This window comes from Candidatus Tisiphia endosymbiont of Parasteatoda lunata (assembly GCF_964030955.1).
In the GTDB taxonomy this organism is placed as follows: domain Bacteria; phylum Pseudomonadota; class Alphaproteobacteria; order Rickettsiales; family Rickettsiaceae; genus Tisiphia.
In genome coordinates, this window is the sequence record NZ_OZ035003.1 from 515,900 (window position 1) to 538,442 (window position 22,543).

At 33.1% G+C, this 22,543-nt stretch carries 27 protein-coding genes, 1 tRNA gene and 1 pseudogene; 18 read left to right on the forward strand and 11 right to left on the reverse strand.

Going from position 1 to position 22,543, the window contains the following annotated elements; all coding sequences use genetic code 11:
• Positions 1 to 33: 33 nt before the first annotated feature.
• Together dnaK and dnaJ are read left to right on the forward strand one after the other, a co-directional pair.
• A complete protein-coding gene (dnaK, locus tag AAHN00_RS03085) occupies positions 34 to 1,923 on the forward strand; it encodes a molecular chaperone DnaK (RefSeq protein ID WP_342272090.1) in 1,890 nt (629 codons plus the stop codon).
• Positions 1,924 to 2,182: 259 nt separating this feature from the next.
• Positions 2,183 to 3,310, forward strand: coding sequence for a molecular chaperone DnaJ (dnaJ, locus tag AAHN00_RS03090; protein ID WP_342272091.1), 1,128 nt, complete (start codon positions 2,183 to 2,185; stop codon positions 3,308 to 3,310).
• Positions 3,311 to 3,346: 36 nt separating this feature from the next.
• On the opposite strand, the gene AAHN00_RS03095 is transcribed toward dnaJ, so the two are convergent.
• Positions 3,347 to 4,045, reverse strand: coding sequence for an RlmE family RNA methyltransferase (locus AAHN00_RS03095; protein WP_341751850.1), 699 nt, complete (start codon positions 4,043 to 4,045; stop codon positions 3,347 to 3,349).
• Positions 4,035 to 4,520: a transcription antitermination factor NusB gene (gene nusB, locus AAHN00_RS03100; protein ID WP_342272092.1), complete on the reverse strand. Its 486-nt coding sequence runs from the start codon at positions 4,518 to 4,520 to the stop codon at positions 4,035 to 4,037. Before nusB ends, AAHN00_RS03095 begins: the two co-directional genes overlap by 11 nt.
• A gap of 86 nt (positions 4,521 to 4,606) precedes the next feature.
• Between nusB and rseP the strand changes: the two genes are divergently transcribed.
• The 7 genes and pseudogenes from rseP to AAHN00_RS03135 all read left to right on the forward strand — a co-directional run.
• Positions 4,607 to 5,674 carry an RIP metalloprotease RseP gene (rseP, locus tag AAHN00_RS03105; protein ID WP_342272093.1) on the forward strand — a complete coding sequence of 356 codons (1,068 nt, stop codon included), beginning with the start codon at positions 4,607 to 4,609 and terminating at the stop codon, positions 5,672 to 5,674.
• Between the two features lie 8 nt (positions 5,675 to 5,682).
• Complete coding sequence (bamA, locus tag AAHN00_RS03110; protein WP_342272094.1) at positions 5,683 to 8,031, forward strand: outer membrane protein assembly factor BamA; 2,349 nt, start codon at positions 5,683 to 5,685, stop codon at positions 8,029 to 8,031.
• An 81-nt stretch (positions 8,032 to 8,112) separates the two neighbouring features.
• Positions 8,113 to 8,877: an outer membrane protein assembly factor BamD gene (locus AAHN00_RS03115; RefSeq protein ID WP_342272095.1), complete on the forward strand. Its 765-nt coding sequence runs from the start codon at positions 8,113 to 8,115 to the stop codon at positions 8,875 to 8,877.
• A gap of 103 nt (positions 8,878 to 8,980) precedes the next feature.
• Complete coding sequence (locus tag AAHN00_RS14990) at positions 8,981 to 9,307, forward strand: hypothetical protein (protein ID WP_410521408.1); 327 nt, start codon at positions 8,981 to 8,983, stop codon at positions 9,305 to 9,307.
• 99 nt (positions 9,308 to 9,406) lie between these two features.
• Positions 9,407 to 9,856 carry a helix-turn-helix domain-containing protein gene (locus AAHN00_RS03125; protein WP_342272096.1) on the forward strand — a complete coding sequence of 150 codons (450 nt, stop codon included), beginning with the start codon at positions 9,407 to 9,409 and terminating at the stop codon, positions 9,854 to 9,856.
• Positions 9,850 to 10,410, forward strand: a complete 561-nt coding sequence (locus tag AAHN00_RS03130; protein WP_342270961.1) for an IS630 family transposase — start codon at positions 9,850 to 9,852, stop codon at positions 10,408 to 10,410. The genes AAHN00_RS03125 and AAHN00_RS03130 overlap by 7 nt, the downstream gene beginning before the upstream one ends.
• 129 nt (positions 10,411 to 10,539) lie before the next feature.
• Positions 10,540 to 11,454 (forward strand): annotated as a pseudogene (locus AAHN00_RS03135) (DNA repair protein RecN); the annotation flags it as partial.
• Positions 11,455 to 11,466: 12 nt separating this feature from the next.
• On the opposite strand, the gene rplS reads toward AAHN00_RS03135, so the two are convergent.
• Positions 11,467 to 11,892, reverse strand: coding sequence for a 50S ribosomal protein L19 (gene rplS, locus AAHN00_RS03140; RefSeq protein ID WP_342259594.1), 426 nt, complete (start codon positions 11,890 to 11,892; stop codon positions 11,467 to 11,469).
• Positions 11,893 to 12,025: 133 nt separating this feature from the next.
• On the opposite strand from rplS, the gene AAHN00_RS03145 reads away from it, so the two are divergent.
• Together AAHN00_RS03145 and AAHN00_RS03150 are read left to right on the forward strand one after the other, a co-directional pair.
• Positions 12,026 to 12,169: a hypothetical protein gene (locus AAHN00_RS03145; protein WP_342271733.1), complete on the forward strand. Its 144-nt coding sequence runs from the start codon at positions 12,026 to 12,028 to the stop codon at positions 12,167 to 12,169.
• 103 nt (positions 12,170 to 12,272) lie between these two features.
• Positions 12,273 to 12,449 (forward strand): hypothetical protein, encoded by a 177-nt coding sequence (locus AAHN00_RS03150; protein ID WP_342272098.1) that lies wholly within the window; start codon positions 12,273 to 12,275, stop codon positions 12,447 to 12,449.
• Here AAHN00_RS03150 and trmD read toward each other — a convergent pair.
• Positions 12,373 to 13,116 carry a tRNA (guanosine(37)-N1)-methyltransferase TrmD gene (gene trmD, locus AAHN00_RS03155; RefSeq protein WP_342272099.1) on the reverse strand — a complete coding sequence of 248 codons (744 nt, stop codon included), beginning with the start codon at positions 13,114 to 13,116 and terminating at the stop codon, positions 12,373 to 12,375. The genes AAHN00_RS03150 and trmD overlap by 77 nt on opposite strands.
• A gap of 118 nt (positions 13,117 to 13,234) precedes the next feature.
• On the opposite strand from trmD, the gene AAHN00_RS03160 reads away from it, so the two are divergent.
• The 5 genes from AAHN00_RS03160 (at position 13,235) to AAHN00_RS03180 (ending at position 15,830) form a co-directional block, all read left to right on the forward strand.
• A tRNA-Pro gene (locus AAHN00_RS03160) sits at positions 13,235 to 13,311 on the forward strand.
• A 103-nt stretch (positions 13,312 to 13,414) separates the two neighbouring features.
• Entirely contained in the window at positions 13,415 to 13,792 is a 378-nt protein-coding gene (locus AAHN00_RS03165) for a hypothetical protein (RefSeq protein WP_342272100.1), read from the forward strand.
• A 154-nt stretch (positions 13,793 to 13,946) separates the two neighbouring features.
• Positions 13,947 to 14,954, forward strand: coding sequence for a GTPase ObgE (gene obgE / locus AAHN00_RS03170; protein WP_342272101.1), 1,008 nt, complete (start codon positions 13,947 to 13,949; stop codon positions 14,952 to 14,954).
• Positions 14,955 to 15,130: 176 nt separating this feature from the next.
• A complete protein-coding gene (locus tag AAHN00_RS03175) occupies positions 15,131 to 15,355 on the forward strand; it encodes a hypothetical protein (protein ID WP_342272006.1) in 225 nt (74 codons plus the stop codon).
• A gap of 109 nt (positions 15,356 to 15,464) precedes the next feature.
• On the forward strand, positions 15,465 to 15,830 hold the full coding sequence (locus AAHN00_RS03180; RefSeq protein WP_342272102.1) for a hypothetical protein: 366 nt from the start codon (positions 15,465 to 15,467) through the stop codon (positions 15,828 to 15,830).
• 504 nt (positions 15,831 to 16,334) lie between these two features.
• Here AAHN00_RS03180 and fdxA read toward each other — a convergent pair.
• The 7 genes from fdxA to lnt form a co-directional block, all read right to left on the reverse strand.
• On the reverse strand, positions 16,335 to 16,655 hold the full coding sequence (gene fdxA, locus AAHN00_RS03185) for a ferredoxin FdxA (RefSeq protein WP_341751859.1): 321 nt from the start codon (positions 16,653 to 16,655) through the stop codon (positions 16,335 to 16,337).
• Positions 16,652 to 17,353, reverse strand: coding sequence for a heme ABC transporter permease (locus AAHN00_RS03190; protein WP_342272103.1), 702 nt, complete (start codon positions 17,351 to 17,353; stop codon positions 16,652 to 16,654). Before AAHN00_RS03190 ends, fdxA begins: the two co-directional genes overlap by 4 nt.
• A complete protein-coding gene (locus tag AAHN00_RS03195; protein WP_342272104.1) occupies positions 17,338 to 18,204 on the reverse strand; it encodes a metal ABC transporter substrate-binding protein in 867 nt (288 codons plus the stop codon). The genes AAHN00_RS03190 and AAHN00_RS03195 overlap by 16 nt, the downstream gene beginning before the upstream one ends.
• A 54-nt stretch (positions 18,205 to 18,258) precedes the next feature.
• On the reverse strand, positions 18,259 to 18,537 hold the full coding sequence (locus AAHN00_RS03200) for a hypothetical protein (RefSeq protein ID WP_342272105.1): 279 nt from the start codon (positions 18,535 to 18,537) through the stop codon (positions 18,259 to 18,261).
• 13 nt (positions 18,538 to 18,550) lie between these two features.
• Entirely contained in the window at positions 18,551 to 18,814 is a 264-nt protein-coding gene (locus AAHN00_RS03205; protein ID WP_341755757.1) for a hypothetical protein, read from the reverse strand.
• 158 nt (positions 18,815 to 18,972) lie between these two features.
• Positions 18,973 to 19,680 (reverse strand): IS6 family transposase, encoded by a 708-nt coding sequence (locus AAHN00_RS03210; protein ID WP_342270905.1) that lies wholly within the window; start codon positions 19,678 to 19,680, stop codon positions 18,973 to 18,975.
• Positions 19,681 to 19,693: 13 nt separating this feature from the next.
• Positions 19,694 to 21,217, reverse strand: coding sequence for an apolipoprotein N-acyltransferase (gene lnt, locus AAHN00_RS03215; RefSeq protein WP_342272106.1), 1,524 nt, complete (start codon positions 21,215 to 21,217; stop codon positions 19,694 to 19,696).
• A 158-nt stretch (positions 21,218 to 21,375) separates the two neighbouring features.
• On the opposite strand from lnt, the gene AAHN00_RS03220 reads away from it, so the two are divergent.
• Positions 21,376 to 21,594 carry a hypothetical protein gene (locus AAHN00_RS03220; RefSeq protein WP_342272107.1) on the forward strand — a complete coding sequence of 73 codons (219 nt, stop codon included), beginning with the start codon at positions 21,376 to 21,378 and terminating at the stop codon, positions 21,592 to 21,594.
• Entirely contained in the window at positions 21,549 to 22,358 is an 810-nt protein-coding gene (locus AAHN00_RS03225; protein WP_342272108.1) for an enoyl-ACP reductase, read from the forward strand. Before AAHN00_RS03220 ends, AAHN00_RS03225 begins: the two co-directional genes overlap by 46 nt.
• The last annotated feature ends 185 nt before the right edge of the window (positions 22,359 to 22,543 follow it).

Consider the following 22,543-nt stretch of genomic DNA (forward strand, 5'->3'; position numbering starts at 1 on the left):
AGTTGATTTATTAAATTGGGATTAGGAGTGTATATGGCAAAGATCATAGGTATAGATTTAGGAACAACAAATTCTTGCGTTGCGGTAATGGAAGGAAAAGAACCAAGAGTTATAGCAAATGCTGAAGGAGTTAGGACTACTCCTTCAATGGTAGGATTTGGTAATGACGGTGAAAAATTAATTGGCGATCCAGCAAAACGTCAGGTTGTAACCAATCCACAAAATACTTTATATGGTATTAAAAGATTGATAGGTAGAGGTTTCTCTGATCCTATGGTAAAAAAAGACCAATATCTTGTACCATACAAGATAGTAAAAGCTGCTAATAACGATGCTTGGGTTGAAGTTAAAGGAGAAAAATATTCTCCTAGTCAGATTAGTGCTTATATTCTACAGAAAATGAAAGAAACAGCCGAGAATTATCTTGGTGAGAAGGTAACACAAGCAGTCATTACTGTACCGGCATATTTTAATGATGCACAACGTCAAGCAACCAAAGATGCTGGTAAAATTGCTGGTTTGGAAGTATTAAGGATAATCAATGAACCAACAGCAGCCGCTTTAGCATATGGTTTTGATAAAGCTGAGAGCAAAATAATTGCAGTTTATGATCTTGGTGGTGGTACGTTCGATGTATCAATTTTAGAGATAGGTAACGGTGTATTTGAAGTTAAATCTACCAACGGTAATACTTTCCTTGGCGGAGAAGATTTTGATTCGAGAATTCTAGATTATTTAATTGATGAGTTTAAGAAAGAAAGTGGTATGGATTTACGCAAAGATCCTTTAGCTTTACAACGTCTGAAGGAAGCTGCGGAAAAAGCTAAAAAAGAATTATCCTCTGTAGCTCAAACTGATGTTAATTTGCCATATATTACGGCTGATAGCTCGGGTCCTAAGCATTTAAATATAAAATTTACTAGGGCGAAATTAGAATCCTTAGTGGCAACGTTAATTGATGATACAATAGAACCATGTAAGAAAGCTTTAAAAGATGCTGGGCTAAAAGCTTCGGATATTCAAGAAGTAGTACTTGTTGGTGGTATGACTAGAATGCCAAAAGTTATTGAGAAAGTAAAGGAATTCTTTGGTCGTGAACCACATAGAGGAGTTAACCCTGATGAAGTCGTGGCTCTAGGTGCTGCTATTCAGGGAGGAGTGTTAAATAAAGAAGTTACTGATATATTATTGCTAGATGTCACCCCTTTATCTTTAGGTATTGAAACTCTTGGTGGGGTATTTACTAGGCTGATTGATCGTAATACTACTATTCCGACTAAAAAGAGTCAGGTATTCTCTACTGCTGATGATAATCAGCATGCTGTAACGATTAGGGTATTCCAAGGTGAACGGGAAATGGCATCTGATAATAAGATACTTGGTCAATTTAATCTTGATGGCATTCCGCCTGCACCACGAGGATTACCACAAATTGAAGTAACTTTTGATATAGACGTTAATGGTATAGTTCATGTTTCTGCCAAGGATAAAGCTAGTGGTAAGGAACAAAAAGTAACTATTCAAGCTTCTGGAGGTCTTAGTGATACAGAAATTGAACAAATGGTAAAAGATGCTGAGAAAAACGCTGAGGATGATAAAAAGCGTCGTGAATTAATTGAGGCTAGAAATAGTGCTGATAGCTTAATTTATTCAACTGAAAAAACTCTAAAAGAACACGATAGTAAAATATCAGCTAGTGATAAACAAGAAGTAGAAAATAGCATAACAGAGTTAAAAGCAGCTTTAGAGTCAGATAATCTTGAAGAAATTAAAGCAAAAACTGACACTCTGATGGCTAGTAGTATGAAAATAGGAGAAGCTATGTATAAATCTTCGTCAGGCGACGATAATAATGCGGAATCTGAAGCAAGTAATGACGATAAAGTAGTTGATGCTAATTACGAGGATGTAAGCAATAAGTAATTACTAGACTTGCTGCATAAATCAAAGATAGTTGAGGGATTTTTAGGAGAAACGAAGCCGGCTACCTTCGCGTACACAGACGTACGTGAGGAGCGGAGGCGAGTTTCGACGACAAAATCACCAACTAGATTGACTTATGTGCAGTAAGTCTACTAATGAATGTAGATTGCTTAGTCGCCGCTAAAGTGGTTCCTCGCAATGACGAGTAACGCTATTCGAGTTAGCTAAAAGGAAAATTTAAAATAAGATATACTTAATTATGTCGACAAAAGATTATTACCAAATACTTGGGGTTAGTAAAACTGCTACCCAGGAAGAGCTAAAAAAAGCTTATCATAAATTGGCGATGCAATATCATCCTGACCGTAATACACAGGATAAACAAGCAGAAAAAAAGTTCAAGGAAATAAGCAGTGCTTATGATATCCTAAAAGATGAACAAAAAAGAGCTGCCTATGATCGTTTTGGACATGATGCCTTTCAGAATTCAGGTGGAGCATCGTCAGCTGGAAGACATAACAATAGTGGACCTGATATAAATGATATATTTGGTGAGTTTTTTAATGATTTTATGGGCAGCGGGACAAGAAGACAACGACCATCAACTAATATTAGAGGTTCAGATCTAAAATATGATATCACAGTTACTTTGCAAGAAGCATTTCGTGGTATCGACAAAAATATTAGTTTTACCAGTGAAGTAAAATGCCAAACATGTAACGGCAACGGGTCAGAAAGTAATGCCGGAATGACCAAATGTGACGCTTGTGCAGGACAAGGGGTTACTAGAAGACAACAAGGCTTCTTTACATTAGAACAAACTTGTGCAAAATGCCAAGGTGCAGGAAAAATAATTAAAAATCCATGCAAAAAATGTCATGGTCAGGGGCGTTACTCACAACATAGAAATTTATTAGTAAATATTCCAGCTGGTATTGAAGAAGGTACTAGAATAAGGCTTACTGGTGAAGGAGATGCCGGAGTGCGAGGAGGAAATAACGGAGATTTGTATATTTTTGTTACTATTAAACCGCATGACCTCTATAAAGTTGATGGAATTAATTTGCATTGCAGACTACCAATTAGCTTTATTAAAGCTGTTTTAGGTGGAGAAGTAGAAGTTCCCGATATAGAAGGCGGTAAGGTAAAATTACAAATACCCGCTGGCACACAAAATGGCGAACAACTTAGGCTAAAAGGCAAAGGTATGTCTAAGGTTAGATCAAGCATTAGAGGTGATATGTTTGCTCACATACATATTGAGATACCAAAGAATCTTAATAAAAAACAAAAAGAATTACTAGAATTGCTGGATAAAGAATTTACAAGCGACAAAGATGAGGATGATGCTAGTTTTTTTAATAAAATGAAAAACTTATGGTCATGAAATTTTATCCATTTTACTCGATAATCAAGTTTTTCCTTAACTGTCTTCAGATTTCTTATTTAAAGCAATTAAATAAACCTCTACTGACTCTTTACGACTAGAAGATGGTTTAAAATGCTTGACCTTATGAAAATTAAGTTTAACTCTGTTTAGCACATTATTCTCCGTACCACCTCGAAAAATTTTAGCAATAAAATGTCCACCCGGTCTTAAAATTTTTAAGGCAAAGTCAATCGCATGCTCACATAAGTCAAGAGTCCGAATATGGTCAGTTGTTGCATGACCCGTCGTGTTCGCAGCCATATCACTCATTACCACATCAGCACTACCATCGAGCATCTTTATAATAATCTCTTTAGTATCTTCAGCATAGAAGTCTTTTTGTAAGCAATGTACACCAATAATTGGTTCGATGTCAAGTAAATCAACTGCAATTATCACGCTATTATTACCACGTGACTCATCAGATTTAATAATTCTGCTAGCCACTTGACTCCATCCACCTGGTGCAGCACCTAAATCGACTAATTTCATCCCTGGTTTTAACAGATTAAATTTTTCATGGATTTCCAGCAACTTATAAGCTGATCTAGATCTATAACCATCAAGCTTTGCTTTAGAAACATATGGATCGTTTAATTGCCGTGCAAGCCACTGTTTTGACGAATTTTTACGCTTTTTTGCAGTTTTAACGGCAACAAATTTACCTCTAAATCCTAATATATTAGATGTCATGACACATGATCTCGCTAGATTTTTTAGCAATTCTATCCAATACAGAATTAACAAAACCAACCTCATTTTCATTCAACATATCACTTGTAATATCGGTGAATTCATTAATTACCACTTTACTTGGAACATTTGGAAAAAATTGTAATTCACAAATTGCCACACGCAAAAGAGCAAGAAGCAGAACAGGTAAGCTAGTAATTTGCCATTCCGATGTCAAATGCCTTGATATCATCTTATCAATTTGAGGTAAATTTAGAATTACAGACTTTACTAATAATTCAAAATAACTTATACTTAACTTCACTTTTATTGGTTTGTTTAAATCATTAGCTACTCGTTCATCTTGATAGAATTGAACAATTTGTTGCATGATCCGATCTATGTTTTGATCAGGACTCTCCGGTTTATACTGATAAATTGCCTGTACCGCAGCAATACGTGCTATGGTTTTGGTACTAATCTTGGTTGAGGTCATAAAAACTTTGATGTATTGGTATTTAATTTATTAGCTATAGCAAAAAAGCATAACTTAGTAAACCTCTTTAAAAAATAATGAGTTGTATGTTATCAATATTCGGATTTATTCTAACAATCAGCTTATTAGTCTTTATTCATGAGTTTGGTCATTATTACATAGCTAAAATATTTGGAGTAAAGGTTGAAGAATTCTCGATAGGTTTTGGTAAGGAACTCTTCTCTAAAATAGACAAAGATGGCGTAAAATGGCAAATTTGCACCCTACCCTTCGGTGGTTACGTTAAAATTTATGGATTTGACCCTGCAACACTTAAAAATACTCAGGATAATAGACCACTCACTTTTCTTAGCAAGCCTCTTTGGGTTCAATTCTTAATTATAGCTGCTGGACCTATAGCTAATTATTTGTTAGCCATTCTCATATTCACAACTATTTATTTTTCTCATGGTCAAGTAGAAATACCTCCTATAATTGGTGAAGTAGCGGTCAATTCACCTGCTGAATTAGCTGGGCTTAGAGAAAATGATAAAGTTATTATGATTGGTACTAATAAAATTGATAGTTTTGTCGATTTACAGAGAAATATATTCATGAGCGGAACTAAACCCATCAATTTTTTAGTTGAAAGGCATGATGAGATTATTGATATTGTTATAACTCCAAAAGAGATTAGTCAAAAACTGGATAATCAACCTGAGATAAAAAGACCTTATATAGGAGTTATTGCTAAGAATGAACCTATTTACATTAAAATGAATATTTTCCAAAGTATATATCAAGGTTCTGTAGATGTTGTTTATATCTCAGGTTTAATTTTAAGACACTTTGGACAAATGCTAATGGGAACAAGATCGTTAAATGAAATTGGTGGACCAATTACCATTGCCAAGGAATCAGGAAAATCTTTAGAACAAGGGGTAGCAAATTTTGCCCTATTTGTTGCCATGATATCAATTAATCTAGGTCTACTTAATTTGCTACCGATTCCAGTTCTAGATGGTGGACATTTAATGTTCATAATATATCAAACAATTTTTGGAAAAACACTTAGTGGGGCAATAAAAAATGCTATACTAAGATTAGGTATGGGGATAATTATTTTTCTTATTGTAATTTCCTTGTCAAATGATATAAAAAACTTAGTATTTTAAATTTTAGTATGACTTATAAAACCAAACAAAAGAAGGTTCTTGTGAAAACAAACTTCAAATCAACTATTAAACTAGCTATTTTGGCAACAACTGTTTTATATAATACATCAGCTTTATCGGCTGAGTATATTAAAAAAATAACTATTCAAGGTAATAAAATAATCGAAAAATCGACTATTGAAAATTACTTAAAGCTTCAAGTAGGAGAAGAATATAATACATCCAAAGGAGATGAAGCAATCAAAAACCTTTACTCAACGTCTTTGTTTGACAATATAAGTATTACACTAGGCAATGGTGGTAATTTGATAGTTACTGTATCAGAAACTCCGTTTATTACTAAAGTAGTGTTTACAGGTAATTCTAAAATCAAAACATCCTCATTATCAAAAGAATTGCTTACCATGTCTGGTGAATCAATGAGTCCAGCTAAAATCCAATTAGATGTGGAAAAAATTAAAGAGATATACAAACGTTCAGGTCGTTTTTCTACAACCGTAACGCCAAAAATTGAGAGACTTGAGAATGACAGAGTAAAAGTTACTTTTGATATTGCAGAAGGACCTAAAACAACTGTTAAAAAAATCTATTTCAGTGGAAATAATAATTACCGTAGTACAGAACTACAATCTGTTATCCTAACAAAACAGTCAAAATGGTTTAACTTTTTAGAAACAAATGATATCTACGATCCAGACCGCCTAGAGTATGATAAAGAATTGTTAAAGGAATTCTATCAGTCAGTAGGATTTGCCGATTTTCGTGTTATTTCTGTTACAGCAGAACTCAATCCAACCAAAGAATATTTTACCATTACTTACTCTATTGAAGAAGGGGCAAAATATAATTTTGGCAACATTACTATTGACAATAAATTACCTAATATTGATATAAATGAAATTAAAAAATATATTAATGTTAAGTCGGGTGATACATTTAATATTAATAGTTTAAATAAAATAGCAAATAAAATCTCTTCACATTTTGCAAGTAAAGGTTATCCAGGAATTAGTGTTTATCCGGATACAAGTGGTAAAAACCCTGATAATACTGCTGATATTAAATTTGTTATAGATAAGGCAGAAAAAGTATTTATTAATCAAATTAATATTATGAATAATCTAAAAACTGAAGATAAAGTTATTAGACGAGAATTTAAAATTTCTGAAGGAGATATATTTAACCGTTCTTATATAGAAAAAGGTCATCAGAATCTACGTAATTTGGATTATTTTGAAAAAGTACTTATTAGCGTTACACCAACAACACGAAAAGACAAATATGATATTAATATTGACGTTGAGGAAAAATCAACATCTTCAATTAGTTTTGATGCTGGCTATAACACAGCGGGAGGACCATTTGGACGTATATCATTTTTGGAACGTAATTTAATTGGTACTGGAAAAGTGTTACATGCTGGAGTACAAGTAGGAAGAAAGAGTGTTAGTTACTATGCTGGCATAACCGAACCTCATTTTCTTGATAAAGATGTATCGCTAGGTTTTAATGTTTTCAATAATTATAGCGGTCGTGGGACTTCATTTCTTTCACAAGGAGAACAAAATTATACGTTAAAATCTATAGGACTCAAACCTTCTCTTGGTTATGATATTGCGGAAGACTTAAGACATGAAATTGACTATACTCTTAAGAGAGATGTATTAAGCTCTCCAGGTAATTCAAGCTCTATATTCTTAACTGAACAGATGGGAAAATTCATCACATCAGCCATCGGACATACTATCACTTATGATCAGCTTGATAGTAGTATTATTCCTAAAAATGGTTATGTTATTAGCGGCACTCAGGAATTTGCTGGTGTTGGGGGTAATAATAAATATTTAAAACATGAACTAGACGGTAAATATTTTAAATCTTTTATCAATAATAAATTCACTTTAAAACTTTCAAGTAGTGTCGGTGATATTATGGGTGTAGGAGGTAAAACTGTAAGAATTTCTGATCGGTTTAATTTGGGTGATTATAGCCTTAGAGGATTTGCTGCTAGTGGAATAGGTTCTAGAGAAAAAACAACAAATGAAGGTCTTGGCGGAGAAAAATATTATACATTTTCAACAGAACTCAACTTTCCAACTGGTTTACTAGAAGATTTTAATTTAACTGGAGCTGTTTTTATGGATGCTGGTAGTCTTTGGGGTGTAGGATTAAATTCTAAAAGTATTTATAAATCTGATAGTTTTTATAATGATAAATCACTTCGTGCTTCTGTTGGGGTGGGTTTTATATGGGTTACTCGCTTTGCCCCTATCAGAATGGATTGGGCTTGGCCAATTAAAAAGAAACCTTATGATGAAAAGCAACTTTTCCATCTAAAGTTTTCTACACATTTTTAATATTGTAACCTGAGTTCGATATAATATAGTAAAATCCTATATAATTAAGAGATTAAATTTAAAAAAACTTGTAAGCTCTATATGAAATTAACAAAATTATTATTTTATACCATCACTACCTGCTTAGCTTTATCTAGCTGTAAAACTAAGAAGATAGATGAAGATTTAATTGTTCCAGCTCCTGAATTATACAATAATGGCATTGTTTTACTGGAAAAACAAAAATATTTGAAAGCTGCCGAGGAATTTTCTAGAATTTTTTATCAAGATCCTGGTAATAAAATGACTCCTCAAGCTGAGTTAATGCAAGCCTATTCTTTATTTTTAGCATGTCAGTATGAGGAAGCGGTAGATGTACTTGATACTTTTATTAAGCTTCATCCAATGCATGAAGATATTGCATATGCGTATTACCTAAAGGCATTATCGTATTATATGCAAATCTCAAATGTACAGCTTGATCAATCAAGAACCCTTTTAGCTAAAGAAAGTTTTGAAGATGTTATAAAACTTTTCCCTAAAACAAAATATTCAATTGATGCATCTTTAAAAATTGATTTAGTAAATGATCATTTAGCCGGTAAGGAAATGGATGTAGGTCGTTATTATCTCAGTAGAAATAACCCGATAGCTGCTATCAATAGATTTCAGCTTATTGTGGATAATTACCAAACTACATCACATATACCAGAAGCACTTTATCGTTTAGTGGAAAGTTATTTAATGTTGGGACTTAACATTGAAGCAAAGAAATATGCTGCAGTACTTGGTCACAACTATCCGGATAGTAACTGGTATAAATATTGTCAACCGTTTATTAACAACTTTCCAAAGGGACCAAGTTAACCACTCTGCACTGCAAGTGCAGAGCTTAATATTACGGCATGAATGCCTCATGTATGTACTAACTTAAAAGTTAGAAACTATTTGTGTATGGCTCATTTAGAAAGTGTCACAACACAAAAAGAATATATCTGTGAAGTGTAAGATTTTGTTAAAAAATATCTTATCTTTTCTTGATAAGATATTTAAAATTTATGTTGAAACGACGCACTGCAAGTGCGGGGTTTTTCTCCCAAAGTGGGACAATAAAGTCATAAAAGATAAAGATGCTATAGAACAAGAGATAGATTATTTAAATTTTGTAACCAAAGAATTAAAAACTCTTGATTATCAAGTAGGAGAAGAAGAAAAACTTACCACTATAAGACGCAGTTTACAAAATCGTGATAAAGAAATACAAGTAACTCAAGATATATTATACCAATTGCAATAATTAACGCAGTGTTATAAAATGGTTTTTTAACTGATAAAAGGTAATCAAATAGCTAGGTTAATATTACCGCAAGGTTTTGAAGGTCATGATTTTATAAAAATGATGAAACATGAGCCGCATGGTCGAAATCGTATACGTTTATTGGCGATGTATCACCTTCAATTAGGCAAATCTTTTAAAGCCATATCTGAAATAGTGAAGTCACACTGGAAAACTGTGCAATCATGGCTCAGAAGATTTAGGAATCATGGTTTTGAAGGATTATTTGAATCACAAAGCAGCGGTGCCCCTAGCAAGATTAACACTATACAAGAGTCTGCTCTTTTTGATAAAATCAATACGCTCAGTGAAAGTAAAACTGGTGGGTATATAACTGGAAAGGAGTTACATATCATGTTACTTGAGGAATATGGTGCTAAATGTGCTTTAAAAACAGTCTACAATACTATGCACCGCCTTGGTTTTAGCTGGATTACTTCTCGTTCAATGCATCCAAAGTCAAATCAAGAGACTCAAAATACATATAAAAAAACTTTCCAGATATGTTAACAGAATTATTACCAAAAAATATCGATAGATGTAAAGTTGATATATGGTCTCAAGATGAAACTCGAGTTGGGCAACAAGGTAGCTTAACTCGTATATGGGCTAAGCGTGGCACTAGACCCCGTAAAGTTCGGCAACAGCAATTCATTTCAACATATATTTATGGAGCTGCTTGCCATGATACAGGAGAAGCTTTTGCATTAATTTTACCATATGCAAACACACAGGCAATGAATAAATTCTTAGAAGACCTTTCTCGCAGTATTCAAGGCAACCGACATATAGCTTTACTAACGGATAATGCAGGTTGGCACACAGCCAAAAAACTAACTGTGCCAAGCAATATCACTTTGATACCGCTTCCGCCCTATGCACCGGAACTTAATGCAATGGAACAAGTTTGGGAATGGATCAAGAATCATTACTTGTCTAACCAATGTTATGGTGTATATGAAGATATCGTCACTATGGCTTGTTACGCTTGGAATCAACTTGCTCATAATGTAGATTTAGTAAAATCAATTATGTATAGAGACTGGATAAATACACCGTGTTAATTATTGCAATTGGTATTATCACATCTTGAAACTCCTGAAATTAATAAGTCCATTACTAATGTTCAACATTTAATAGCCCGTAACTTACAGGAAAATGAAGAATTTGCCTCTATTTCATTAAATTTAGATGATTGTTATAATAGTCTAGAAGAAGCACGTATAAAATTACAAAACATTATTAATAACTTCGATACAAATGAATTTAACTTAGATGAAGTGGAAGAAAGGCTGTTTAAAATTCGTGACATAGCACGAAAATATAATATTTCTTGCGATAAAATACCTGAATTTGTTGACAATTCTAACCAACAACTAAATGCCCTGAAGGATAAAATTAATAACGTTAAAATCCTAGATATTAATAAGCTAGCTGGTCATAAAAAATATTTTGAACTAGCTGAAACTTTATCGCATCAGCGTTCTAAAATAGCCAAGAACCTAGAATTAGCTATGCAAAAAGAGCTTGAACAACTTAAAATGGAAAAGGCAATTTTTAAAGTAGAAATAGTACCTAAGGATAATATTGCAAACCAAACTGACAATAAACACTTTTTGGAAGACAGGGATACTTCTCAAGTAATGTTATGTAGGGTATCAGATAATGGTATCGATAATGTGCGTTTCGTTGCCTCAACTAACCCTGGTATACAACTTGCTCCTATTGATACAATTGCTTCTGGTGGTGAATTATCAAGATTTATGTTAGCACTAAAAACTTGTCTTTTTGATAAACTACTTAAGGAAACTATTATTTTTGATGAAATAGATACGGGAATTGGCGGTATCGTAGCCGATAAAGTAGGAGAAAAACTAAAAAAGCTTAGCTCTATTGCCCAAGTTATCGCAGTTACTCACCAACCGCAAGTGGCAGGTAAGGCAGATCAGCATATTGTCGTTAACAAGCTACAATTGAATGAAAGTACTAAAATTACTATAAAAAATCTAAATCTTCAAGAGAGGCAGGTCGAACTTGCTCGCATGATCTCAGGCAAATCTATTACCGATGCGAGTTTGAAGGCAGCTAAAGAGTTTCTACATCCTTAGCCCCCTTCCCTCTTAAGCAACCACCTTTTTCTTAATTACTTTATTAGGATTTACTTGAAGTTTTTCTTTAATTCTAGCTGCTTTACCACTTAGATTTCTTAAATAATATAGTTTAGCACGACGTACTACACCATATTTAACAACTTCAATCGAATGTACAATTGGTGAGAAAATCATAAATCGTCTTTCTACACCTTCACCATGACTGACCTTACGAACTACAAAAGAAGATGCAACACCACTATTTCTTCTAGCAATTACTACACCTTCATACATTTGAAATCTTTCTAGTAATTTTTCCTTACCATCTTTTTCAACTGCTCGATCAATTATTTTTACAGTAACCTTTACAGTATCCCCTGCTTTAAAGTCAGGAATCTTTTTATTTTCCGTTAGTTTTAGAATTTGCTGTTGTTCAAACTCTTCAATAATATTCATTACCTTAAACTCCTATAAATATTTAGTTAACCACTCTGCACTGCAAGTGCAGAGCTTAATATTACGGCATGAATGCCTCATGTATGTACTAACTTAAAAGTTAGAAACTATTTGTGTATGGCTCATTTAGAAAGTGTCACAACACAAAAAGAATATATCTGTGAAGTGTAAGATTTTGTTAAAAAATATCTTATCTTTTCTTGATAAGATATTTAAAATTTATGTTGAAACGACGCACTGCAAGTGCGGGGTTTTTCTCCCAAAGTGGGACAGTTAACCACTCTGCACTGCAAGTGCAGAGCTTAATATTACGGCATGAATGCCTAATGTATGTACTAACTTAAAAGTTAGAAACTATTTGTGTATGGCTCATTTAGAAAGTGTCACAACACAAAAAGAATATATCTGTGAAGTGTAAGATTTTGTTAAAAAATATCTGTATGATTCATTCTTATCTTTTCTTGATAAGATATTTAAAATTTATGTTGAAACGACGCACTGCAAGTGCGGGGTTTTTCTCCCAAAGTGGGACAATAAATCCGACCTACGTTTTTTAGTAATCTCTAAAGATTGCTTGCTTTTCCAATCTTTAATTAATTGATGATTACCAGACAACAAAATACTCGGAACTTCTCTATTTTTCCACTTTGCCGGTCTCGTATATAGAGGACATTCAAGCAATCCAGCGAACTCTCCATTTTCCTCAAAAGATTCTGATTGCAATGTGTCTTGATTCAGTAATACATTCGGAAGTAATCTAATCAAGCAATCAAGAATAGCAAGAGCTGCCACCTCACCACCAGATAAAATATAATCCCCTATACTAATTTCCGTCATATTATACTCTTCAATTACACGTTCGTCAACCCCTTCAAAGCGACCACATAAAATTATTATTTGCTTTTCTTGTATAATTTCACGAGCAATATTTTGGTTAAATAGCTTTCCTCTTGGTGAGGGATAATATATTTTGGCATTAGGATTTGAAGACAAAACATGATCTATACAACTACCCACCACATCTGGACGCATTATCAGTCCGTTACCACCACCATAAGGCTCATCATCAACATTTTTATGCCGAGTTAATCCAAAATCTTTTATATTAACCACATTATAAGACCATATACCCTTTTCTAAGGCTTGCCCTGCAAGGGAATATTGCAAAAATCCAGGGAACATTTCTGGAAATATGGTTAATATTGATGCATGTAATGAAGACATTTAATAAATATGATGAAATTTTAAAATAAAAAAATTGATTTGACTTATATTATAGTTTATATAATTAGGCAATATGAATCCATTAACACTTTATTGTTAATCTTCATCATTTATTTTTCGGAGCATGGCGCAGCCTGGTAGCGCATTTGGTTTGGGACCAAAGGGTCGGGAGTTCAAATCTCTCTGCTCCGACCACAAATTTCATTGTATTTAACATTTAATACCTCCTTTACTATTAAACAAATGTGGGCTGATATGGGGTATCAGTCTAAAGATTTAAAGGGTCAAGATAATTGATATGCCATTTGGATATTTAAATGGCATATCAAGCAAATATGAAAAATTACCCAAAAAAGAGAAAAGAAGAACAAGGCTAATAGCTGTAGAAACAGAGAATGTATTAATGATTACTAGCTTAGAGAAAAAGTCTAGTCCAAAAGAATTGTTAAAATTTAACGGAAGTCATTGGTCATGCGAAAATAATTTAAACTGGATAAAAGATAAGGTTTTTGAAGAAGATAAGTCAACTATTAGTATTGGAGAAGCTCCGTTAATAATGTCATTATTGAGGACAACAACTCTTTCTATAATAGCTCTATTTTCAAACAAAATTACTGAAACTAGAGAAAATTTTAACAATTATAGACATAGGTTATTTAAATTATTCTCAACTTAAAGTTGGAATTTTTAAACTGCCCTGATTGGATATAGACAAAGGAGTGTTTTACATGACAGCCATATTATGGTATACTGATGCCAAGGTGTACTCAGTCACCAAATTCTCATCAATTGACTATAAATATCAAGTTTATAACTTACAATAATATATTATGAATTTTATCGATGAAGCTAAAATATACTTAAAAGCCGGTGATGGTGGTGATGGGGTGATTAGTTTTCATCGAGAAAAATATATTGATATGGGTGGACCTGATGGCGGTGATGGTGGTCGTGGTGGTAGCATTATTTTTAAGTGCAATTCTCATCTTAATACTTTAGTAAATTTTAGGCATAAACTGCATTTTAAAGCAGAAAATGGTGAGAATGGTAAAGGCTCAAACCGTAGTGGGAAGTCTAAACCTGCTTTACTCTTAGAAGTACCAGTAGGAACACAAATATTCTCAGAACATGGCGATGTTCTACTATATGATTTCACTTCTGATGAACAAACTTTTGAAATTCTTAAGGGAGGCAAAGGCGGGCTTGGTAATAGCCATTTTAAGTCATCTACCAATCAAGCTCCACGGCGTAGGACTGAAGGTGTTGTTGGAGAAGAGATGTGGGTAAATTTACAACTCAAACTACTTTCAGATGTTGGTCTTATAGGTCTACCTAATGCAGGAAAATCGACTTTTCTTGCAACCACGACATCAGCAAAACCTAAAATTGCTGATTATCCATTTACCACACTAAGCCCTAATCTTGGTGTGGTTTATGTAGATGATGAAGAATTTGTGATGGCTGATATCCCAGGTTTAATAGAAGGGGCTCACTTAGGACATGGACTCGGTGATAAGTTCCTAAAACATATTGAGAGATGTAATTTATTGATTCATTTGATATCAGCAACAAGTGATAATTTGATTGCTGATTATAGAACTATTAGGAACGAGCTTGAATCATATTCGAGCTTATTAAAAAATAAGCTTGAAATAATTTGTTTGAATAAGTGCGATGTTTTGTTAGAAGAAGAAATTAAAGACAAAATTATAGAATTGCAAAAAATTACTAGTGAGGAAATTTTTTTAGTGTCTAGCTATACAAGAACTGGATTAAATAGGGTAATTAAAAAAGCTCTTGAAAACGTAAAAAACACAAATCCTCCCAATTTGGGATAAGAATTAGTTAGTCTGTCCGGCAAAACTCTATAAGTCTTATAGATAATAGGGTTTAATGGCAGAAAATAGTTAACCACTCTGCACTGCAAGTGCAGAGCTTAATATTACGGCATGAATGCCTAATGTATGTACTAACTTAAAAGTTAGAAACTATTTGTGTATGGCTCATTTAGAAAGTGTCACAACACAAAAAGAATATATCTGTGAAGTGTAAGATTTTGTTAAAAAATATCTGTATGATTCATTCTTATCTTTTCTTGATAAGATATTTAAAATTTATGTTGAAACGACGCACTGCAAGTGCGGGGTTTTTCTCCCAAAGTGGGACAGTTAACCACTCTGCACTGCAAGTGCAGAGCTTAATATTACGGCATGAATGCCTCATGTATGTACTAACTTAAAAGTTAGAAACTATTTGTGTATGGTTCATTTAAAAAGTGTCACAACACAAAAAGAATATATCTGTGAAGTGTAAGATTTTGTTAAAAAAATATCTTATCTTATCTTTTCTTGATAAGATATTTAAAATTTATGTTGAAACGACGCACTGCAAGTGCGGGGTTTTTCTCCCAAAGTGGGACAATAAAGATAAAAAAATCGTTTGTTGATCTTGGTTATACTGGCAGCAATGTTAAAGAGAAGAGTAAGGTATATACCCCAAAAACTCGGAAAAAGTTATTGAAAGAAGAAAAGTGTATGATCAGGAGACGCAGTGCTATAGAACCAATAATAGGGCATTTGAAACAATATGGCAGGATGGGCAGAAACTTCTTGAAGGGTGTGATAGGAGATGTGATCAATCCAATAATCTCTGCTATAGGTTTGAATTTACGATGTATTGCCAATCATTTACACATCATGCCTAACTCTACATAAAAAAATTATCATTAAAAAACTTGCTAAACGATTAAAAAAAATCGTTAACAATAAGCTCATGTAAAAATTTTACTAAAACAGAAATTTTTCAATAAAATTGAAAACAATTTTTAGTCGCTCCGCCAAAACTCTACAAGCCTTATAGACAAAGGGGTTTTAAGACAAAAAGTAATAGTAAAATCCATAAGAAAATGAAGGGTTTTATATCAAAAGCTTATGGAAATACAAAAAAATGGTAACGAGCAAATTGAGTATGTTTTGGGAAATAGGGTGTTTTTTGATACAAAAACTTGAAATTAGCTCTCGAAATCATACTAATTTAGTCTAAAATCATACAGTTTTTGGAAATTAGTGCCACAAGTGGTATTTTTTGGGTTTTGGCGGACGGACTTTTTAATTTTAGTGCAAATATTAGAATTTTTTTTGTAAAAATTTTATTCAATCATAGATTATGGGGGGCTTTAAATATTTTTGGCGGACGGACTAGTTAATTCTTATCTCAAATTAGCTCCCTTCCATATATTTTTCAAACTTATTTTTCTCATCCCGATATTTATCTGCATCCGGTAGGGCTGGTTTTCTAACGGCAATATTTGGCCAAATGCTTGAGAAAAATTTAGCTCTCTCTATCCAGTCAATCAACTGTTCTGACTCTGGCTTAATAGCTTTAACCGGACACTCAATCTCACACACTCCACAATCAATACATTCATCAGGATTAATTACCAACATTAACTCCCCTTCATAGAAGCAATCGACAGGACATACTTCTACACAATCAGTATATTTACATTTTACGCATTCATCGGTAACAACATAAGTCATAAATTGTTATACTCCTTGAACTTGGTGATTAAAACGCAAGTTCTTAAACCCAATACTAATAAAAAATACAGTATAGCACTTATCAACATTAGCACTAAGGGCAATAACATAGAATTATCAATTGTCGGACTACCCAGCCTTAAAACACTTGCTGGCTGGTGTAAACTATACCAAATATTTACCGAAAATTTTACTATAGGAACATTGATAAAACCAATCAGAGCAATCACCGAAGCTGGTTTTTCAGTACGGCTTATCCTATCACCACTATTCACCACTACGATATAACTTAAATAGAGCAAGAATAGTACGAATATTGAGGTAAGTCTAGCATCCCAAACCCACCAAGTCCCCCAAATAGGCTTTCCCCATAATGCCCCCGTCACCATACTAATCATGCAAAAAACTGCACCAATAGGGCTACTGGCCACTGCCATTAAGAACGACATTTTAGTCTTCCACACTAGGTTAGACAAACTACAAATAGCTATGAATGTGTAAATCCCTAGTGCCATCCAAGAAGCTGGTACATGAACATACATAATCCTGACCATATCACCTTGTTGGTAATCTGGCGGTGAGACTATCAAAGCTTGATATAACCCCACCCCCATTGTTACCAACATTGCAACTAGCAATAATGGTAGCATGGTTCGTACTAACTTACTAAAAAAATAAGGGTTTAGTAATTTAAACATTTAGACATTTGATTAATTATTTTTAAATATTGATTATAAAATAAATCACTATTGATGTTAGTCACTTGCCAATTCTCACTTTCAATTGCCACTACTTCTACTTTAAAATTTTTATAAAGAGCAACATCTTGATCGAGACTTAGCAATAAACATTTACTATGGGACATGCTTAATAAATGCTCAAGATTACTAATATATTTAAGGCTTTTTTGATCAGAGCTATATAATTTTGCAACTCTTTTTTGGCTATTATCAAAAAAATATTCTAAACTATCGCTAAGCAAGATCACATCCGTTAAAGACGCTAATCTTTGATGTTTGATTTTCGCAAGATCATCTATTTGTTTTTTTGCCTCTTCAAAATTTTGGTAAACAGCTGAACTAATCTCAGGAAATCGTCCCACTAATATCTGAGACAATTGTTCTAATAGTATTTTTACATTATCTAAATCAAGCCAAATATGCCAATTACTATAGGAGTCATTACTAATAATTTTTAGCCTATTAAAATTACTAATTTTAATGACATTTTTACTATGACCATTCATTAATTTGCCAGCAAAGCCATCAAATTGCTCATCTATATAAAATACAATATCTGCATCTTTGACTTTTTTAAGATCGCTAGGTCTCAAATTATAGTGATGTGGACAATCATTGTTATTGGCAATAGCAACAATTTCTGCTTGCTCTTTCACTAACATCGCTATAATGCTTGCTAGTGGAGTTATGCTAGTAACAATTTTTATCCTACCTACGTTAGCAAAAGATACCTGACTAAGTAATATCATAATTATAGCAATAAAAATGCTAGCACTAATATTAATTTTCATTTTTTTCTTAATTTTCACCGTTATTTTTCAATGCCTTGGATGTTTTATTTTTTTCCAAGTATACTTTGGGAATTATTCATAAGCACTATCATGATCTGTATGTAAAGTTAGTAAACGTAAGTAAGATCCTTCTCTTAGAGCCAATGCTCGACATTTTTGTAAAAACCTAAAAGAGTAAATCTGATACTTATTTTTAGTTATTTTGGACACGATTACTTCCCATTTTAAACCTTGATTCCTATATAACTCATCCCAAGTTAAATGACTTATTTTTTTTAACACTTTAATTAATGCTAATTGATTATTTTTTTCAAGAGCAAACAAATCTTTTTGAAACTCTAGATTATTCATATCTATTTTTATTTTAGACATGTTCAATTTTCTCAACAATTTCTTGTAAGTTATCTTTTGGTTTATTTCTTTCTGCCCACGATAATGCTTTATCTAGTTTAGTTAAAGTATCTCCTTGAGATAACCATTTTTCTGAGGTTGGAACAAATTTTCCTGTCTTAATGATCCATGTGCCATTATCTAATTGTTCGATTAATACCATTTGTCCTGCAAATACTTTGCCAAGCGATAGTTGACCGTTACTACCTATTACTTTCACTTGTTGATTTTGATTCATAATATTTTCCTAATTTAGTACCTTAGGAATTTACTATACAATAATTATATTATTTTATCAATAGAGCCTAGGAGGCTGTCGGAAATAACTAATTCAAGGGTTTTGTCGCATCTATAAATCATACTACATCAAGATTGTTAAAACTAAGGTTTTGGACATTATGATGCCATTAACATAGCAAAATTCTCAAAAGTAGAAAGATTATCATTAGCTCCAATTATTTGTCTTTTTTGCATCATACGAATATTTTCTATACCGGTAATAGTCATTTCTGCAGAATGAAAACTCTTAAAACCAAGCATTGGCTTTGTACGTTTTTTGATAAACCTATGATCTTGTTCTACAAGATTATTCAGGTATTTGGTCTGAATAACCTTAATTTTATAATCTTTAGGAACTTCTGTATTCAAATCATTAAGAGCAGCCGTATTACTACCGCTTTTATCAATTACTACTTTCTCAGGAAAATTATTCTCTCTAAAGGCTTTACGAAAAAATGCAAGTGCTGCAGGCTTGTCTCTATGCTTACGTAGCAGAAAGTCTACAGTATTACCAAGACTATCTAGTGCTCTATATAAATAAACCCATTTACCGTTTAATTTAATATAAGTCTCATCCATTCTCCAACTACTACCAACTGGCTTCTTTCTTTTTCTAACCACCTGATCTATCAATGGTACAAATTTTATAACCCATCTTTGTAATGTAGAGTGATCAATTTTTGCTCCCCTTATACTCATCATTTCTTCCAAATCTCGATAACTTAAAGAAAATCGGCATTTCATATAGACAAATAACATTATTATTTCGGGTGAAGAACAAAATCCTTTGAAATATGATAATAATCTTGCAGTAATACGAAACATCTTAACATCTTTTTTAGATCATTATATCAATCTTTTTTCTATTGTCCAACATATGCAACAGAACCGGTCCATACATATAGCTAATTAGGATAAATATTATTGCTAATAAAGCACTTATATCCCCAAATTGGGAGTATAAAGTTTCATATTCTAGCTTATTTGGTAATAAACTATCTATATAACCTACTTCATTGAGAGCTCGTTGTTGAATAATTCTGCCTACTGGATCTATTATGGCAGATATACCATTATTAGCCGTTCTAAGCATAGGAAGACCATTCTCTATACTACGCATACGACTAATCTGTAAATGTTGGTATGGACCAGAGGAATTTCCATACCATGTATCGTTAGTGACATTAATAATCACATCTGAAAGTTTATTACTCGTTTGAACAAGGTTTGGAAAGATCGCTTCATAACAAATAAGCGGTTTTATGATTATATTAGGTTTATTAAGACTAACGAGTTGTCTGCTCCCTTCAGTATAATCTAACAACCCAGGGGTTAATTTCTTCAATGGTAATATCCATTTAAGAGGCATATATTCACCAAATGGTACTAAATGAGACTTATGATATTCAAATAATTTATCCCCTTCTTTTGTTAAAGCGTATAAGCTCGTGTAAATCTCAAAATTATCCCGTTTTTTACCATTATTTGTTATACCACCAGTAATTAAAATTGCTTTTTTCCTTTCCAACATTTTTGATAGTTTCACTTTGATCGGTTTATAATCATACGGTACTACCATAGCGGCTTCTGACCATATAATTAGGTCTACGTCGCCCGGCTCTTTAGACAATGTGATATGAAGATTTAAATTTTTCCAAAATTCTTCAACATCCCATTTAGCAGTTTGTGGGATACTCGGCTGAACTAATCGAACTTTTACATTTGAGAAACTGGTAGGGTTGTTATGCAGCCTTAATAAACCATAGGAAGTTATCAGAGACATTATTAGCAATGAATTTGCTAATGATATTTTTAGTAGATTATATCGTTTAGTAAATAGGTGATAAAAACTTGTTGATATATATACTACAATAAAACTTAAACCATATACTCCTATAATACTAGAAGGTTGGATAAGAGTATCAGAAAATGAAAAAGCGTATCCAAGCAAATTCCAAGGTAATCCGGTAAATATCCATGATCTTACCCATTCAAAAAATACCCAATAAAGGCAAAAGATAAACTGATACAAACCATGATTCTTTGCTAAAAACCCTAGACCGCAGGTTACAGAAATAAAACAAGCTAGAATAATTGGAAAGCCAAATAATGCCAGTGGTACTGCCCACCAAAATTCATCAATATATACAGTAACTCCTATACTAATCCAGTACATATTGACTAAAAAATGCCCAAAACCAAATATAAAGCCTAATATAGAGGCTTCTTTCCAGCTATTAGCAATTTGTACTTGATAACATAGCAGTGCCAAGGCAAATAATCCAGGTATAAAGAAAATTGGAGCAAAAACTAAACCACTAATCATACCTGAAATCAGGGTGAATATTTTGGATGAGAACATTAATGTTACTTTGATAAAAATTGTTTACAAAAATATACATCATGCTATTGTTTGGGCAAGGTTTTAGTTAACCACTCTGCACTGCAAGTGCAGAGCTTAATATTACGGCATGAATGCCTCATGTATGTACTAACTTAAAAGTTAGAAACTATTTGTGTATGGCTCATTTAGAAAGTGTCACAACACAAAAAAATATATCTGTGAAGTGTAAGATTTTGTTAAAAAATATCTTATCTTTTCTTGATAAGATATTTAAAATTTATGTTGAAACGACGCACTGCAAGTGCGGGGTTTTTCTCCCAAAGTGGGACAATAAAAATAAGGAATATGTATGCAAGTTAAAGTCACTGCTTTGCTTGATGGTAAGAAAGGATTAATTACAGGTGTCGCTAATAATTTATCAATATCTTGGGCTATTGCTCAAATTGCCAAAGAACATGGTGCAAACTTAGCCCTTACCTATCAAGGAGAAGTGCTTGAGAAACGCGTTATACCACTTGCTGAAGAAATTAAGTGTGATTTCGTTGTTCCATGTGATGTAACAGATGAAGAATCACTTGATAATTTGTTTAAAATTATTGAGCAAAAGTGGGGGAAACTCGATTTTTTGGTTCATTCTATAGGTTTCTCTGACAGGAATGAATTAAAAGGCAGATATATAGATACCTCATTGTCTAACTTTCTTAATACCATGAATATATCATGTTATTCTCTAATTGCCTTGGCAAAACGTGCAGAACCTTTGATGAAAGACGGTGGTAGTATCCTTACCCTAACTTATTATGGCTCACAAAAAGTAGTTCCTAATTATAATGTCATGGGGCCTGCTAAAGCTGCGTTAGAATCTAGTGTAAAATATCTTGCAACTGATATGGGATCAAATAACATCCGAGTAAATGCCATATCAGCTGGGCCTATAAAAACTCTAGCATCTAGTGGTATTAATGATTTCAAAACTATGTTAGCTCTCCATGAAGCTGCATCGCCGTTACGCAGAAACACTTCTCAGCGTGATGTTGCAGGGTCTGCATTATATTTACTGAGTAACTTAGCAGAAGGAGTTACTGGTGAAATACATTATGTAGATTGTGGCTATAACACTACAGTAGGGATGGGTACAGGTTCTAGTAATTGTCATTAACTATTAGACTTACTGCATAAGTCAATCTAGTTGGTGATTTTGTCGTCGAAACTCGCCTCCGCTCCTCACGTACGTCTGTGTACGCTGCGGTGCTCGGCTTCGTTTCTCCTAAAAATCCCTCAACTATCTTTGATTTATGCAGTAAGTCTATTGGTCGTGGGAACGGCAATTCTTGAAGTTCTACC

What these genes read in the sequence shown, in the direction of transcription:
- AAHN00_RS03220 (WP_342272107.1), top strand. Translation starts at nt 21,376, where the DNA reads ATGGCTCATTTAGAAAGTGTCACAACACAAAAAAATATATCTGTGAAG.
- AAHN00_RS03095 (WP_341751850.1), bottom strand. Translation starts at nt 4,045, where the DNA reads ATGACATCTAATATATTAGGATTTAGAGGTAAATTTGTTGCCGTTAAA.
- AAHN00_RS03115 (WP_342272095.1), top strand. Translation starts at nt 8,113, where the DNA reads ATGAAATTAACAAAATTATTATTTTATACCATCACTACCTGCTTAGCT.
- AAHN00_RS03125 (WP_342272096.1), top strand. Translation starts at nt 9,407, where the DNA reads ATGATGAAACATGAGCCGCATGGTCGAAATCGTATACGTTTATTGGCG.
- trmD (WP_342272099.1), bottom strand. Translation starts at nt 13,116, where the DNA reads ATGTCTTCATTACATGCATCAATATTAACCATATTTCCAGAAATGTTC.
- bamA (WP_342272094.1), top strand. Translation starts at nt 5,683, where the DNA reads ATGACTTATAAAACCAAACAAAAGAAGGTTCTTGTGAAAACAAACTTC.
- rseP (WP_342272093.1), top strand. Translation starts at nt 4,607, where the DNA reads ATGTTATCAATATTCGGATTTATTCTAACAATCAGCTTATTAGTCTTT.
- AAHN00_RS03205 (WP_341755757.1), bottom strand. Translation starts at nt 18,814, where the DNA reads ATGAATCAAAATCAACAAGTGAAAGTAATAGGTAGTAACGGTCAACTA.
- dnaK (WP_342272090.1), top strand. Translation starts at nt 34, where the DNA reads ATGGCAAAGATCATAGGTATAGATTTAGGAACAACAAATTCTTGCGTT.
- fdxA (WP_341751859.1), bottom strand. Translation starts at nt 16,655, where the DNA reads ATGACTTATGTTGTTACCGATGAATGCGTAAAATGTAAATATACTGAT.
- AAHN00_RS03210 (WP_342270905.1), bottom strand. Translation starts at nt 19,680, where the DNA reads ATGTTTCGTATTACTGCAAGATTATTATCATATTTCAAAGGATTTTGT.
- AAHN00_RS03130 (WP_342270961.1), top strand. Translation starts at nt 9,850, where the DNA reads ATGTTAACAGAATTATTACCAAAAAATATCGATAGATGTAAAGTTGAT.
- rplS (WP_342259594.1), bottom strand. Translation starts at nt 11,892, where the DNA reads ATGAATATTATTGAAGAGTTTGAACAACAGCAAATTCTAAAACTAACG.
- lnt (WP_342272106.1), bottom strand. Translation starts at nt 21,217, where the DNA reads ATGTTCTCATCCAAAATATTCACCCTGATTTCAGGTATGATTAGTGGT.
- AAHN00_RS03200 (WP_342272105.1), bottom strand. Translation starts at nt 18,537, where the DNA reads ATGAATAATCTAGAGTTTCAAAAAGATTTGTTTGCTCTTGAAAAAAAT.
- dnaJ (WP_342272091.1), top strand. Translation starts at nt 2,183, where the DNA reads ATGTCGACAAAAGATTATTACCAAATACTTGGGGTTAGTAAAACTGCT.
- obgE (WP_342272101.1), top strand. Translation starts at nt 13,947, where the DNA reads ATGAATTTTATCGATGAAGCTAAAATATACTTAAAAGCCGGTGATGGT.
- AAHN00_RS03165 (WP_342272100.1), top strand. Translation starts at nt 13,415, where the DNA reads ATGCCATTTGGATATTTAAATGGCATATCAAGCAAATATGAAAAATTA.
- AAHN00_RS03225 (WP_342272108.1), top strand. Translation starts at nt 21,549, where the DNA reads ATGCAAGTTAAAGTCACTGCTTTGCTTGATGGTAAGAAAGGATTAATT.
- nusB (WP_342272092.1), bottom strand. Translation starts at nt 4,520, where the DNA reads ATGACCTCAACCAAGATTAGTACCAAAACCATAGCACGTATTGCTGCG.
- AAHN00_RS03190 (WP_342272103.1), bottom strand. Translation starts at nt 17,353, where the DNA reads ATGTTTAAATTACTAAACCCTTATTTTTTTAGTAAGTTAGTACGAACC.